The sequence below is a fragment of the Anaerocolumna jejuensis DSM 15929 genome (assembly GCF_900142215.1).
Classification (GTDB): domain Bacteria; phylum Bacillota; class Clostridia; order Lachnospirales; family Lachnospiraceae; genus Anaerocolumna; species Anaerocolumna jejuensis.
On record NZ_FRAC01000010.1, the window covers coordinates 25562 to 38808 of the forward strand.

15 protein-coding genes are annotated in these 13247 nt (G+C 43.6%); 14 read left to right on the forward strand and 1 reads right to left on the reverse strand.

Annotated features, from left to right (window positions below; translation table 11 throughout):
- The first annotated feature begins 104 nt into the window (after positions 1-104).
- The 6 genes from BUB77_RS09745 (at position 105) to BUB77_RS09770 (ending at position 5143) form a co-directional block, all read left to right on the forward strand.
- Entirely contained in the window at positions 105-566 is a 462-nt protein-coding gene (locus BUB77_RS09745; protein WP_073275298.1) for an RNA polymerase sigma factor, read from the forward strand.
- On the forward strand, positions 563-1312 hold the full coding sequence (locus BUB77_RS09750) for a hypothetical protein (RefSeq protein ID WP_073275300.1): 750 nt from the start codon (positions 563-565) through the stop codon (positions 1310-1312). Before BUB77_RS09745 ends, BUB77_RS09750 begins: the two co-directional genes overlap by 4 nt.
- Positions 1288-2154: an ABC transporter ATP-binding protein gene (locus BUB77_RS09755; protein ID WP_073275303.1), complete on the forward strand. Its 867-nt coding sequence runs from the start codon at positions 1288-1290 to the stop codon at positions 2152-2154. Before BUB77_RS09750 ends, BUB77_RS09755 begins: the two co-directional genes overlap by 25 nt.
- Positions 2151-3368: an ABC-2 family transporter permease gene (locus tag BUB77_RS09760; RefSeq protein ID WP_073275305.1), complete on the forward strand. Its 1218-nt coding sequence runs from the start codon at positions 2151-2153 to the stop codon at positions 3366-3368. The genes BUB77_RS09755 and BUB77_RS09760 overlap by 4 nt, the downstream gene beginning before the upstream one ends.
- Positions 3369-3434: 66 nt before the next feature.
- Positions 3435-4205 (forward strand): non-homologous end joining protein Ku, encoded by a 771-nt coding sequence (gene ku, locus BUB77_RS09765; RefSeq protein ID WP_073275307.1) that lies wholly within the window; start codon positions 3435-3437, stop codon positions 4203-4205.
- Positions 4205-5143 carry an ATP-dependent DNA ligase gene (locus BUB77_RS09770; protein ID WP_073275309.1) on the forward strand — a complete coding sequence of 313 codons (939 nt, stop codon included), beginning with the start codon at positions 4205-4207 and terminating at the stop codon, positions 5141-5143. Before ku ends, BUB77_RS09770 begins: the two co-directional genes overlap by 1 nt.
- Before the next feature lie 250 nt (positions 5144-5393).
- Here BUB77_RS09770 and BUB77_RS09775 read toward each other — a convergent pair whose 3' ends face one another.
- Positions 5394-5741, reverse strand: coding sequence for a helix-turn-helix domain-containing protein (locus tag BUB77_RS09775; protein WP_073275311.1), 348 nt, complete (start codon positions 5739-5741; stop codon positions 5394-5396).
- 456 nt (positions 5742-6197) lie between these two features.
- Between BUB77_RS09775 and BUB77_RS09780 the strand changes: the two genes are divergently transcribed.
- The 8 genes from BUB77_RS09780 (at position 6198) to fabF (ending at position 13242) form a co-directional block, all read left to right on the forward strand.
- Positions 6198-7574 (forward strand): putative glycoside hydrolase, encoded by a 1377-nt coding sequence (locus BUB77_RS09780; RefSeq protein WP_073275313.1) that lies wholly within the window; start codon positions 6198-6200, stop codon positions 7572-7574.
- 82 nt (positions 7575-7656) lie between these two features.
- A complete protein-coding gene (locus BUB77_RS09785) occupies positions 7657-8262 on the forward strand; it encodes an RNA polymerase sigma factor (RefSeq protein ID WP_073275315.1) in 606 nt (201 codons plus the stop codon).
- The gene (locus BUB77_RS09790; RefSeq protein ID WP_073275318.1) at positions 8259-8702 is read left to right on the forward strand and encodes a hypothetical protein; all 444 of its coding nucleotides are present in this window, start codon (positions 8259-8261) and stop codon (positions 8700-8702) included. The genes BUB77_RS09785 and BUB77_RS09790 overlap by 4 nt, the downstream gene beginning before the upstream one ends.
- A gap of 240 nt (positions 8703-8942) precedes the next feature.
- On the forward strand, positions 8943-9173 hold the full coding sequence (gene acpP, locus BUB77_RS09795) for an acyl carrier protein (protein ID WP_073275771.1): 231 nt from the start codon (positions 8943-8945) through the stop codon (positions 9171-9173).
- A gap of 17 nt (positions 9174-9190) precedes the next feature.
- Positions 9191-10120: an enoyl-[acyl-carrier-protein] reductase FabK gene (gene fabK, locus BUB77_RS09800; RefSeq protein ID WP_073275774.1), complete on the forward strand. Its 930-nt coding sequence runs from the start codon at positions 9191-9193 to the stop codon at positions 10118-10120.
- 6 nt (positions 10121-10126) lie between these two features.
- Positions 10127-11059 (forward strand): ACP S-malonyltransferase, encoded by a 933-nt coding sequence (gene fabD / locus BUB77_RS09805; RefSeq protein WP_073275320.1) that lies wholly within the window; start codon positions 10127-10129, stop codon positions 11057-11059.
- Entirely contained in the window at positions 11046-11786 is a 741-nt protein-coding gene (gene fabG / locus BUB77_RS09810) for a 3-oxoacyl-[acyl-carrier-protein] reductase (protein ID WP_073275322.1), read from the forward strand. Before fabD ends, fabG begins: the two co-directional genes overlap by 14 nt.
- Before the next feature lie 217 nt (positions 11787-12003).
- Entirely contained in the window at positions 12004-13242 is a 1239-nt protein-coding gene (gene fabF, locus BUB77_RS09815; protein ID WP_073275324.1) for a beta-ketoacyl-ACP synthase II, read from the forward strand.
- Positions 13243-13247 lie beyond the last annotated feature (5 nt).

Genomic DNA, 13247 nt, shown 5'->3' on the forward strand with positions numbered 1-13247 from the left:
TGTAATATTCCTATGAGAATGATACAATAAAGTATCAAATATTAAAATTAATCCGCACATTTGTGTGCTATAAACCGTTAAACAATCAGAGAGGAGGTTTTTAGGTGTCGGCCGACATTCAAGAAGAATACGATAAAATCTATCGATACTGTTATTTTAAGGTAGGCAATTCCACTTTGGCAGAAGACCTGGCCCAGGAAACCTTTCTCAAATATTTTGCGCAGAATTCCTACATAGAACATGGCAAGAAACTTGCCTATCTTTACACAATTGCAAGAAACCTTTGTCTGGATGCCTTCCGTAAAAAACAGCCGGAAGAATTAACCGATGTAATACCTGATGCCGAAAATTCCTTTGAGCGGCTGGAGCTTAATATAGCCATCCGGCAGGTCCTTAAAACACTTCCGGAACAAGAACGGGAGCTGCTGCTTTTTCGGTATGTTAATGAGCTTTCGGTAGGTGAAATTGCAGTAGTTACAGGAATTTCACGTTTTGCGGTCTACCGTAGAACGAACTCAGCCCTTGCATCTCTGAAAGCATTGCTCAAAGAGGAGGATTTCTTATGAATAAAAAACTGATAAACGGTTTGCAGGAAGCCTTTGAGGTACCGCCGCCTGTGGATAAAGAGAGGTTTTTAAAAAATCTTCCTTATCCCAAGAGCAGGTACCGGGATTTCTTTTTCAGTCAGCTTGGCTATATCCGCAAACGAGTCTGGATACTTTCCGCAGTGTTTGTCTTAGCTGGCTGGGCTGTTGCTTTTTTGTCCCCTGGGATACTAAATTGGCATGTTGAAGCGGGGAAAGTCTGGATTGTCTCTGCTGTTCTGCCCTTTCTGGCTTTGCTCACGGTCACGGAAATATACCGCTCCGCATTCTGCCGGATGGCAGAACTGGAAGGGAGCTGCCGTTTCAGCTTGCAGCAGATTATCATGGCACGGATCAGTATATTGGGCGGAGGGAATATTAGCGTTTTAGCTCTGCTTTTATTTTTTATGAACCGGGTATCGCCCTATGGCCTACTGCGGATTCTTCTGTATCTGGGCCTTCCGTATCTCATTACCTGCGGAACATGCCTGCTGATACTGAATCAGGTGCACGGAAAGGAAAGTATATATGTCTGCGCTGCCGCGGCTTGTATCGTATCTATGATAAACCTGGTTCTCAGTAATATGATACCCCTTCTTTATACCAATACACACCTGGTTTCCTGGCTGTTCCTGTCAGCCGCCGCCATCCTGCTGATTGGTGTCCAGACATATAAATTACTTAAACGAACGGAGGGGAATACATGGAACTTACTCTTGACCGAGTGACAAAAGAATTTGGTAATAAAATAGCCTGTGACAGCATTTCTCTTGTTCTCCAGAAAGGCGTGTACGGGCTTTTGGGGGCAAATGGTGCAGGTAAAACAACGCTGATGCGCATGATGTGCGGTGTGTTGGCCCCCACTTCCGGAACTGTTACTTTTAACAAAATAGATGTGAAGCAGGAGGAGTACCGCGACGCATTAGGCTATCTTCCGCAGAATTTCGGTTATTATCCCGAGTTTTCCGCGCTGGACTTTATGCTCTACCTAGCCGCGCTAAAGGGGCTGCCGAAGGCCAGGGCAATGGAAAAATCAAAGAAGCTGCTGGAGCTGGTCTCCCTTGAAAAAGAATCCCGAAAGAAGATTAAGACCTTTTCCGGTGGTATGAAACAGCGGCTTGGAATTGCCCAGTCCATGCTGAATGACCCCAAAATACTGATTTTGGATGAACCGACTGCCGGGCTTGATCCCAAGGAGCGGGTACGTTTTCGGAATCTGATTTCCCGCCTTGGCGCCGAGCGGATAGTCCTTCTTTCCACTCATATTGTTTCTGATATTGAGTATATTGCCGATACCATCCTTATAATGAAGGACGGACAGCTTGTCCATCAGGGCACAAGGGAGGATATCATTCAGGCAATAGAAGGAAAGGTGTGGGAGTGTGTAGTTTCCCAGACAGAGGCGGATATTCTGTGTGAAAAGTATCCTGTACTCAATCTGCGGCAGGAGGAAAAAGGGGTATTTCTGCGCCTTGTCTGTGAAGAAAAGCCATGTGAGCCGGCAGTGAATGCCCAGGCTGTATTAGAGGATCTTTATCTGTATTATTTTAGTGAGGTGAAAATAGTATGAACAGTTTCTGGAGTCTGGTGGGTTTTGAATATAAGAAAATATTACATAAAAAAAGTGTACGGATTGTACTGCTGCTGTCGATTCTCATCAGCGCTGTCAGTGTTGGCGGCACCTTGTTTGGCAGTAATTATATCAATGGTAAAGTATATGAGTCCAATTATGCTGCTATGGTCAAAGACAGGGAATATGCCCGGGGCCTTGCCGGAAGGAAGCTTGACGGAAAGCTGATCCGGGAAGCAGTGAAGGCTTACTCCAAAATTCCTCCATCCGGCAGGTATCAGGATACCGTAGAATATCAGACCTTTGCCCGGCCTTACAGCCCGGTCTATTCTATCATCCGTACCATTTACAATACGGAATCCAGCCGTTTTAATATGGAAGATTTTCAGGTGCTGTCCGGGGACAAGGCGGAACAGTTTTATTCCATGCGGCGCAAGGAGCAGGTGCAGCTTGTGAATGAAACAGGTATGAGCAGTAAGGCGAAGGAACAGGTACTGGCATTGGATGCAGAACTGAAGATACCCTTTACTTTCTCTTATACGGATGGTTATACGCGTTTCTTTGTCATGCTATATACCTTTGGATTGACGGCAGCATTTGTTATGGCGGTTTGTACCGCGCCAATATTTGCCGGAGAATACACCTCCGGAGCCGACCAGCTCATTCTGGCTTCAAAGTATGGGAAAAATAAGCTGATTACGGCTAAATTATTTACGGGCTTTTCCATTGCAGCGTCCATAGCCCTTGTGTTCATTGTCGTTGACTATATACTTTCAATGTGCATCTTCGGTTTAGACGGCGGAGGAGCCCCGCTGCAGCTTTTTATGCCACTATCGCCTTATCCGCTGACTATGGGACAAACGGCGTGGCTTCTTGCAGCCAGTACTTTTTTTGCCTGTTTAATGACAGCGGCTGTTACCATGCTGCTGTCTGCAAAGCTCAAATCGCCATTTGGTGTGATTATACTGGTTGGTTTGCTGCTGATTGTGCCAATGTTCCTTAATGTACCTGAATCAAATATAGTGCTGTATAACCTGTTTCATCTTCTGCCGGCTAATATGATGCCTTTATGGGCTGTAACAGATGGTATTCAATATGAACTGTTCGGGCTGGTATTAAGGCCTTATGTATTTTTTCCGTTGTTTGCAGTTTTGATATGTGTATTCCTGGCACCCTTTGCCTATCGTTCGTTCAAAAATCATCAGATTGTATAAGAAAATAAAGTATAAATAATAATCCATCCAATATGCCATACTAATCAAAAAAAGTAGGTGATTTGTATGGCAGTTGCCCATAAAAGTGCTATCAGTGTAGGATTGCTTTATATACCCGTTGATTTGTATAAAACAACCCGGGACATTTCGGTCTCCTTCAATCAGTTATGCAGGGATACCAATGAAAGAATCCGCTACAAGAAAATATGCCCGTCCTGCAACAAGGAAGTGTCCGGTGATGAAATCATAAAAGGGTACGAGTATGAGAAAGGCAAGTATGTAACCTTTACGGAAGATGAGCTGGAGAAGATAAAAACCAAGAAGGATAAGACCATCCATATTCTTCATTTTGCCAAATTAACCGATGTGAATCAGATTTATTATGAGAAGAACTATTATGCTGTACCGGAAACGGGAGCGGAAAAGGCTTATGAGCTGCTAAGGCAGGCTATGCTTTCCAATCAGAAGGTGGGTATTGCCAAAACAGTAATTGGTACAACGGAAAACCTGATTGTCCTATATCCGACGGAGACAGGAATCATTGCAAAAACCCTCTTTTATCAGGCAGAGATACAGGCGGTGCCTGTTGCATCAGCAAAACCCCAGGCGGAGACGGCCGAGCTTGAGATGGCAAAGACCCTCATTGATACCATGACCTCGGAATTCGAGCCGGGCCTGTATCATGATGAATACCAGGAAAGGCTCCGGGCAGCTATAGAAGCCAAGATTACCGGTAAGGAAATTGTTTCCGCCGATACAAGCCGTCCTGATAATGTCATCGATTTGATGGAAGCGATGAAGAAAACGGTTGAAATGTCCAGGAGAGGAACAGCCTGATGGATATTTTTGATACCAGGGATGTCTCTCCCATGCTTATTCAGGAAATCAGGGAAGCCTTTGATTCGGAGGAGTATCTCTATGAAATCAAATGGGATGGTATCAGGTGCCTTTCTTACATTGGAAAGGATACGGATATGCGGAACAAGCGAAATAAGCTGATGGTTCCCCTATTCCCGGAGCTGGCTGAATTGCACAGGCAGGTGAAGGCCAGTTGTATACTGGACCATGAGCTGGTTGTGCTGAAAAACGGGATACCGGATTTCTTTGAAGTGCAAAGCAGGGCATTAATGAGCAATCCCTTTAAGATCCAGCTTGCCTTAAAGAAATATCCGGCAAGTATCATAGCCTTTGATATTTTATATTATAAGGACAGGGAGCTTACCATGCTGCCTCTGACAGAGCGGAAAAAGTATCTGGAAGAGGCGGTTATTGAAAATAATCTGGTATCTGTTTCAAGATTTATAGAAACCAATGGAATCAAGCTTTATGAGCTGGTGAAGCAGAAAAATCTTGAAGGGATTGTGGCAAAGAAGAAAAACAGCCTTTATTGGCCGGGTAAACGCACGAAGGACTGGATTAAGTGTAAGGTGCTGACAGCAGATGACTATGTCATATGCGGCTACATCCTGAAGGATAAGAACTTTATCAGTCTGGTACTGGGACAATACGATGAAAATAAGCTGACCTATAAAGGGCATGTAACCATGGGAGTAAGCCTCCACAGGCTCAAAGAGCAGGGATTGAAAGAGTGCAGCAGCTCTCCCTTTGGATTTATACCAAAGGGGAATGAAGAAGCAAAGTGGATAGTTCCGGATATTGTAGGGATTGTGGAGTCCATGCCAACGGAAAAGGAATACTTTCGCCAGCCGGTGTTTAAGGGCTTTCGGGATGATAAGGCGCCAAAGGAATGTACGGTTAACAGGGAAGACAACTAATAGAGGGGACTTTGCAGCAATACTGCAAAGTCCCCTTTTCGGGCAGACGAATCCATATTTCTATATTTCAGGTTTAATTTGTTATAATTTCCTGTGTCCATGTCTTTTTGCAACCGGAGGTATTGTGATGAAAGTTAAGATGATAAAGCTGCGGCGGAGCGGAGCAGAAAATCGGCATTGCCTGGACAGATATTAAGGAAATTGTTTGTACTACTTGCGCTGCATATCACAAGTTTCTTTGGGATACTTCCTATACGGTCATATTCTGTTCCTGCTTATAAAGAAGATAATTCACATAGCTAAGAACATCCTCTTTGCCTGCAGGAGTAAGCATGTTGTATAACTTGATAAATTCAGCAGTTTCTTTTACGAAATCCCCATAACCAATCCGAAGGGTATTATCGGATACGCCAAGCATATAATCACAGGAAACCTTAAAATAATTGGATAAAGCAATCAGTTTATCAAAACAAGGCTCATTCCTTTTGGCTTCATAATTCGCAATAGCGCTTGATTTAATACCAATAACAGCAGCTAAATCCCCCTGAGTCAGCTTATACTTCTGTCTTAAAAATCTTAATCGGATACTAAAATCCATTATATTTCCCCCCTTACTGCATTTTTAATAATCCCTGTGTAATAAAATAATAAGCGGAAGATGTCTGTCAATTTCCGCTGTAAAATAATACTATGACAGGCCCGAGCGATAGTTACCTTTACAATAAAAAATTATATATCCATAAAAAGGGTGTGTCAATTCTAAACTTGAATGTTATATTATGCTTAGCACAATGCAAGCCTTAGTACCGCAGGCCTGCTAACGTTACTGCTCAAATAAAAAGTGAAAATTGCTATTTTATATATTAATTTCACCCGGTTTGTATGATAATAATTACAAAAGTAAAAAATATACTGCGTAATTTCCTATATAATTGTATAATAAAGGAAGAAGTACATTTATACGCAGGCTAAGCGAAACTTTTACACACAGGAATGCCCCATGCTCTGACAGAGGACAGGCATAAGCTACGATTGGAAAGGATGTATAAAAGCTATGAAAAAGCGTGATTGGTATATAAAACCCGGCAGGATTAAGAATAGGAATTACAGAAGGAAACGACTTAGGAAGCTGGTACTGATCCCAGTCACGGTGGCAGTGGTTGCAGTGATACTGCTGTGGCAGTTCCGTATTATAACACCGGACAGCTTTTTCAAAGAAAATAAGAGCAGCCCCAAATTATCTGCAGATGCCGGTACAGGGAAACTACCGGCGCTGACTCCCCAGATAACAGCAGAGGGCAGTGAAAAATCCCAGAGAACAGAAGATAATACCCCCGTAAAGGAGCCGGAGGAAGAAGATACCGGAATAACAGAGACCTTCGGAAATGGCCGGCAGCCCTTGGAAAGCGAGGTATTAAAGAAAGACACAGAGCCTGTGAGGGGTATTTATATTTCTGGTGCAAGAGCCGGAATCAGCAGCTATATGGACGAGCTTATTTCCTTAACGGAGGAGACAGAAGTTAATGCCATGGTAATCGACATCAAGAATGATACCGGTGAGATTACCTATAAGACGGACCTTCCCCTGGCGGTTGAAATCGGAGCAGGAACCGGCTATATCAAGGACATGAAGGAACTGGTAAAGAAATTAAAGGAGAAGAATATTTACGTTATAGCAAGAATAGTAGCCTTTAAGGACCCTCTTTTGGCAAAGAAACGGGAGGATTTGAGCCTGAAGAAAAAAAACGGCAGGGTATTTAAGGATAAGAACGGAGACAGCTGGGTAAATCCCTACAAGAAGCAGGTATGGAACTATCTGGTGGACATCGGAAAAGAAGCTGCCGCCTTAGGCTTTGACGAAGTACAGTTTGATTATATCCGGTTCTCCACGGATTCCGGGATGAAGGATGTCAATTACGGAGAGGAGGCAAAGGGGAAGAGTAAGATGAAGGTCATTACGGAATTTACGAAATATGCCTGCGATAATCTGAAGCCCCTGGGCGTAAAAGTATCAGCAGATGTATACGGAACCATAATACGCAGCAAGGTAGATGCCAGAATTGTAGGACAGGACTATGCTGCAATGGCCCGATATCTTGATTATATCTGCCCTATGATCTATCCCTCCCATTATGCGGAAGGCTCCTATGGAATCGATTATCCCGATAAGAAGCCCTATGATACCATACTGGCAGCTTTAAAGGAATCCAAGGAGGTCTTAAATAAGAATAAAAATACAGACAGCGGTAACCTTGCCACGGTAAGGCCCTGGCTCCAGGATTTTACTGCAACCTGGGTGAGCCATCATATAAAATACGGAAAAGCAGAAATAAAAGCACAGATACAGGCAGTCAAGGATGCGGGCTATAAGGAATGGATACTTTGGAATAGCAGCAATCATTATACGAAGGCAGCTCTAAAGCAAAAGTAAAATAAAAAATTTAAAAAAATACTGCAAGATATTTTAAAAAGAAGTGTAATAGTATGAGAGCATGCGAAAGGAGGCTAATGACTTGAAGGATGAGGCAATAGTAAACCTGCTTTTTGAAAAGAATGAAATAGGTTTATTTAAGTTGGCTGAAAAGTATGAAAAGCTTTTAATCCACATTGCCGGCACAATCCTTGGCGAACGTAAGGAAGATATTGAAGAATGTGTAAATGACACCTATATGAAGCTTTGGAAACATATTGAGCGTTATGATATGGAAAGAGCCTCCTTAAAAACATATCTAAAGGTGATTGTCAGAAACACTGCCATAAATAAGCTTCGGGACTTAAGCCGCAGAGAGGGAATGGTATACAAAGAAGACTTTTCAGACATTGCTCAGTACTACATTGATCAAAGCCAGAATGTAGAAAATCAGGTATTTCGAAAAGAGGATATACTGCTTTTAAATGAAATTATCAAAGAACTGAACAAAAAAGATAGGGAACTTGTACTACGCAGATATTACTATCTGCAATCCTCCAAGGATATTGCCTGTGCCATGAAAATGTCCGTTACGGCAGTGGATAGCAGGTTGTCAAGACTTCGCAACAAAATGAAGCTTACCTTTGACCAAAAAACCAAGACTGACGAAAGTAATCGAAAGACCTTAATGCAGGAGGTAATAGAATGAATGAACAAACTCTAATAAATATGCTGAGTGAACTGGATGCCGGTTCGCTAAAGGAAAATTTCACCGAAAAGGATTTAAGAAGCAGAGAAGGAAATATCTTTAAGAGAGCCTACTTCTATATAAAATCCCAGAGCTGGAAAGAAGAGGCTGACAACAGTATCCTGATGAACCATCTGGAAGAATACCGGGAAGAGGCGGAAGAAGCCCCCTTTTCTGAAGCGTCAAAGCTGAAAGCGGCGGAAAATATAGAAGAGGAAGAAGAAAGCACCTCCCAGCGGGGATTTTCCATACACGTATTTAAACGCAGTATTAAGAATATAGTAAGAATGATAACTGCCATTGTGGCAGCATTATTTGTAATCCTGGGCCTTATAATTGTAATCTTTAAACGAAAACAGGGTATCAAGTTCCGGGCTAAGAAGATACAGATTAGTTATTAATAGAAAATAATTATTTATACAGCCCTATGGGGCAGAATGAAAGAAAAAGTGTGGAAGAAGAACCTTTCACACTCCATTATTAATAGTACCGCAGGCTCATCAGCGGTAACAATGAGAACATGAGTGAAAGAAAAAATAAAAAGAAAAGGATGCCACGCACAGATTCTTTCACTTGATTTTATTAGTGGCTGTAGCTCAGATTGGCCTGTTGCCGGCCTGGGATATATTATGGGTGTAAATATGTTAGAGAAAATCAAAGAAATTATCGCAGAGCAGCTTGCCGTTGATGCAAGTACAATTACAGAGGATTCAACCTTTAAGGAAGACCTGGGAGCAGATTCCCTTGAACTTTTTGAATTAATTATGGCAATGGAAGAGGAATATGATATCGAAATACCCTCTGAGGACTTGAATTCTTTGAAATCAGTAGGGGACTTAATAACTTATTTGAAGAATAAAGGTGTGGAATAATGGAAGGGCAAAAGGCATTGCACACTGAAATATGTGACCTGCTTCATATAAAATATCCCATAATACAGGGAGGCATGGCCTGGGTAGCAGAGCATCACCTGGCTGCTGCGGTTTCTGAAGCAGGAGGCCTTGGAATAATAGCCTCTGCCAGTGCCACGGCAGAAATCGTAAGAAATGAAGTCAGAAAAGTAAAGGAATTAACGGATAAGCCCTTTGGTGTAAATATCATGCTCCTAAACCCCCATGCACCGGAGGTAGCACAGGTAATCATTGAAGAAAAGGTGCCGGTGGTAACAACCGGAGCGGGAAACCCGGAGAAATTCCTGAAGGACTGGAAGGCAGCAGGGGTTACGATAATACCGGTAGTAGCTTCCGTAGCACTGGCAAAGAGAATGGAGAGAAGCGGTGCGGATGCCCTGATAGCGGAAGGGTGCGAAGCAGGAGGACATATAGGGGAACTCACAACAATGGCATTGATTCCCCAGATTGTGGATGCCGTATCGATTCCTGTAATAGCAGCAGGAGGTATTGGAGACGGAAGAGGCCTGGCTGCGGTAATAATGCTAGGTGCCAGGGGGGCCCAGGTGGGAACCAGATTCGTGGTAGCCAATGAATCCATTGTACATGATAATTATAAGAAGAGGGTTATCAGTGCCAAGGATATCGATTCCACTGTAACAGGACGCTCTACAGGGCATCCGGTAAGGTCCCTTCGCAATAATATGACCAGAAATTACCTGAAATTGGAAGAGGAAGGCAAGAGCTTTGAAGAATTGGAGTTATTGACCCTTGGTTCTTTAAGGAGAGCTGTAGTGGAAGGAGATATAACAGAAGGTTCTGTTATGGCGGGCCAGATAGCCGGTCTTATATCCAGGGAACAGTCCTGCAAAGAGATAATGGAAGAAATGACAGACGAGGCATGCCGCGTAATCCAAAAAGGATGGTAATAACCTATGGGAAAAACAGCATTTCTATTCCCAGGCCAGGGAGCCCAGTATACTGGCATGGGAAAAGATTTTTATGATAGCTATAAGGTGTCAAAAGAGATTTACGACAGAGCGGAAGAACTTCTGTCCATGAATATCAGGGAGCTTTGCTTTGAAGAGAATGCAAAGCTTTCAGTTACAAGATATACCCAGCCGGCCCTTGCCGTGACCTGCCTGGCTATTTATGAGAGAGTAAAGGAGCTTGGATTGCAGCCGGATTATTTTGCGGGACTCAGTCTGGGAGAATACCCGGCGGTTATTGCTTCGGGAGCCATTACCATAGAAGAAGGGCTTAAGCTTGTAAAGATACGGGGAGAGCTTATGGAGACTGCCGTACCGGAAGGAATTGGCGGAATGGCCGCAGTTCTGGGCCTTGACAGTACCATAATAGAGGATATCTTAAAGGAGATGGAAGGTGTGGTTGTAATCGCAAATTATAACTGCCCGGGCCAGATTGTAATATCGGGAGAGAAAGAAGCGGTAAAGGCAGCTTCTGTGAAATTATCGGAAGCAGGAGCAAAAAAGGTAATTCCCCTGAATGTCAGCGGACCCTTCCATTCTCCCATGCTGAAAGAAGCAGGGGAGAAGCTTCTAACAGAGCTTAATTCCATAACTGTCAGGAAACCTGCTATTCCTTATGCAGCAAATGTTGACGGCAGCATGGTAACAGAAGCTGAAGGTATCAGGGAAAGCCTTTCAAGGCAGGTATACTCCTCCGTCAGATGGGAGGACTGTGTCAGAACTCTGCTGGCAGAAGGTGTGGATTTATTTGTGGAAATTGGCCCCGGTAAAACCTTATCTGCCTTTCTGAAAAAGATTGATAAGAATGTAACTGCCGTCAATGTAGAAAAGGCAGAGGACTTAGAGAAGCTAAAGGAGGTACTTCATGCTAGAGGGTAAAACAGCATTAGTCACCGGAGGAAGCAGGGGTATTGGCAGGGCAATAGCCATTGCACTGGCCAAAAACGGTGCCACTGTTATTATAAATTACTGCGGTTCCTTTGAAGCTGCCAATGAAACGGCAGAAATAATCAAGAAGGATGGAGGCAATGCCTTTCTGCTTCAGGCAGATGTGGCAGAAGCGGCGGATGTGGAAAGGATGTTTGCCTGGATCGCTGAAAATGTCAAAAGGCTTGACATTCTTGTTAATAACGCCGGAATCACCAGAGATAACCTGATTCTTAAGATGAGCGAAGAGGAATACAACCGGGTAATCGATACGAATCTGAAGGGCGTATTCTATTGCTTAAAGCAGGCCTCCCGTATGATGTTAAAGCAAAGATACGGTAAGATTATAAATATTTCTTCTATTTCCGGAATTCACGGAAATCCTGGACAGATTAATTACAGTGCAGCCAAGGCAGGTGTCATCGGTATGACCAAGACCCTTGCAAGGGAGCTGGCCTCCAGAAGTATTAACGTCAATGCCATTGCACCGGGGTATATTAACACGGATATGACCGTGAACCTGAAGGATGAAATTAAAGCAAAGGCCATAGAGACCATACCCCTAAGAAGATTCGGTGAAGGGGAGGATATTGCGGAAGCGGTAGTATTCCTTGCATCGGATAAAGCCTCCTATATTACCGGCCAGGTACTGTCGGTAGACGGCGGTATGGGGATTTAAGTTCGTAGCTTTCACTTTTTATGATAGCATTGCTGCAGGCTTGCCTATAATATGCATGGGTATAAGGCTGAAAAACGAAACTGTTTTTCGACCTCCTGACTAATACGTGCCCAAAGCGCACAGATGGGAGCTGGTTGAAAAAAGCAAAAAGCAGTTTTTTCAACTACGGATTATCGAATATCTAATTGTAAATTAGATATTCAGGAAAGAGGTTAAAATGAATAAACGAGTAGTTGTAACCGGTATGGGGGTTATTTCACCCATCGGTAATAATATAGAAGATTTCTGGAATGGGATAAAGGAGCAGAGAATACCCTTTGCACCCATTACCTATTTTGATACTACGGAATATAAGGCAAAGCTGGCTGCACAGGTAAAGGATTTTAAGGCAGAGGATTATATGGAAGCCAAGTCAGCCAAAAGGATGGAAAGCTTCTGTCAGTTTGCCGTGGCAGCAGCAGGAGAAGCCATTAAGAATGCAGGGCTGGATTTATCCACAGAGGATACAACCAGAATCGGTGTATGTGTCGGCTCCGGTATCGGAAGCCTGCAGGCAGTAGAAAGAGAACACACAAAGCTGCTGGAAAAGGGACCGAAGAAAATCGCACCCTTACTGGTGCCTTTGATGATCTCCAATATGGCTGCCGGCAATGTGGCGATTTGTTATGGCCTGAAGGGTAAATGTACCAATGTAGTGACAGCCTGTGCCACCGGAACCCATTCCATCGGAGATGCCTGCCGCTATATCCAGTGTGACGAGGCGGATGTTATGATAGCAGGCGGTACGGAAGCAGCCATCAGCCCCATCGGTGTATCCGGTTTTTCCGCACTGACAGCCATGACCACGTCAACCGACCCGAAGAGAGCCTCCATCCCCTTTGACAAGGAGAGAAACGGTTTTATTATGGGAGAGGGAGCTGGTATTGTAGTATTGGAATCCTACGAACATGCGGTTAACAGAGGTGCCGTCATATTGGCGGAAATAGCTGGCTATGGAGCTACCTGTGATGCCTTTCATATTACATCCCCTTCGGAAGACGGAGAGGGAGCAGCAAGAGCTATGCTGAATGCCGTAAAGGAAGCAGGCATCAGCCCGGAAGAAGTGGATTATGTCAATGCTCACGGAACCAGTACCCACCACAATGATTTATTCGAAACCAGGTCCATCAAGATGGCCTTTAAAGAGCATGCTTACAACCTGCTTGTAAATTCCACCAAATCCATGACAGGACATATGCTGGGTGCAGCGGGAGCAGTTGAATTTATAGTATGTGTAAAATCCGTTATGGAGAATTATGTGCATGCGACTGCAGGCTATGAAATCCCCGATGAAGAGCTTGACTTAAATTATGTTAAGACACCTGTAACAGACAGGGAGATTACCTATGCTATCTCTAATTCCCTGGGATTTGGCGGACATAACGGCAGTCTATTGGTAAAAAAATATATCGGTTAAGTTAG

Bases quoted from the DNA above. Each gene is read 5' to 3' on its own strand.
- BUB77_RS09750 (WP_073275300.1), top strand. From the start codon at position 563: ATGAATAAAAAACTGATAAACGGTTTGCAGGAAGCCTTTGAGGTACCG.
- BUB77_RS09755 (WP_073275303.1), top strand. From the start codon at position 1,288: ATGGAACTTACTCTTGACCGAGTGACAAAAGAATTTGGTAATAAAATA.
- BUB77_RS09760 (WP_073275305.1), top strand. From the start codon at position 2,151: ATGAACAGTTTCTGGAGTCTGGTGGGTTTTGAATATAAGAAAATATTA.
- ku (WP_073275307.1), top strand. From the start codon at position 3,435: ATGGCAGTTGCCCATAAAAGTGCTATCAGTGTAGGATTGCTTTATATA.
- BUB77_RS09770 (WP_073275309.1), top strand. From the start codon at position 4,205: ATGGATATTTTTGATACCAGGGATGTCTCTCCCATGCTTATTCAGGAA.
- BUB77_RS09775 (WP_073275311.1), bottom strand. From the start codon at position 5,741: ATGGATTTTAGTATCCGATTAAGATTTTTAAGACAGAAGTATAAGCTG.
- BUB77_RS09780 (WP_073275313.1), top strand. From the start codon at position 6,198: ATGAAAAAGCGTGATTGGTATATAAAACCCGGCAGGATTAAGAATAGG.
- BUB77_RS09790 (WP_073275318.1), top strand. From the start codon at position 8,259: ATGAATGAACAAACTCTAATAAATATGCTGAGTGAACTGGATGCCGGT.
- acpP (WP_073275771.1), top strand. From the start codon at position 8,943: ATGTTAGAGAAAATCAAAGAAATTATCGCAGAGCAGCTTGCCGTTGAT.
- fabD (WP_073275320.1), top strand. From the start codon at position 10,127: ATGGGAAAAACAGCATTTCTATTCCCAGGCCAGGGAGCCCAGTATACT.
- fabG (WP_073275322.1), top strand. From the start codon at position 11,046: ATGCTAGAGGGTAAAACAGCATTAGTCACCGGAGGAAGCAGGGGTATT.
- fabF (WP_073275324.1), top strand. From the start codon at position 12,004: ATGAATAAACGAGTAGTTGTAACCGGTATGGGGGTTATTTCACCCATC.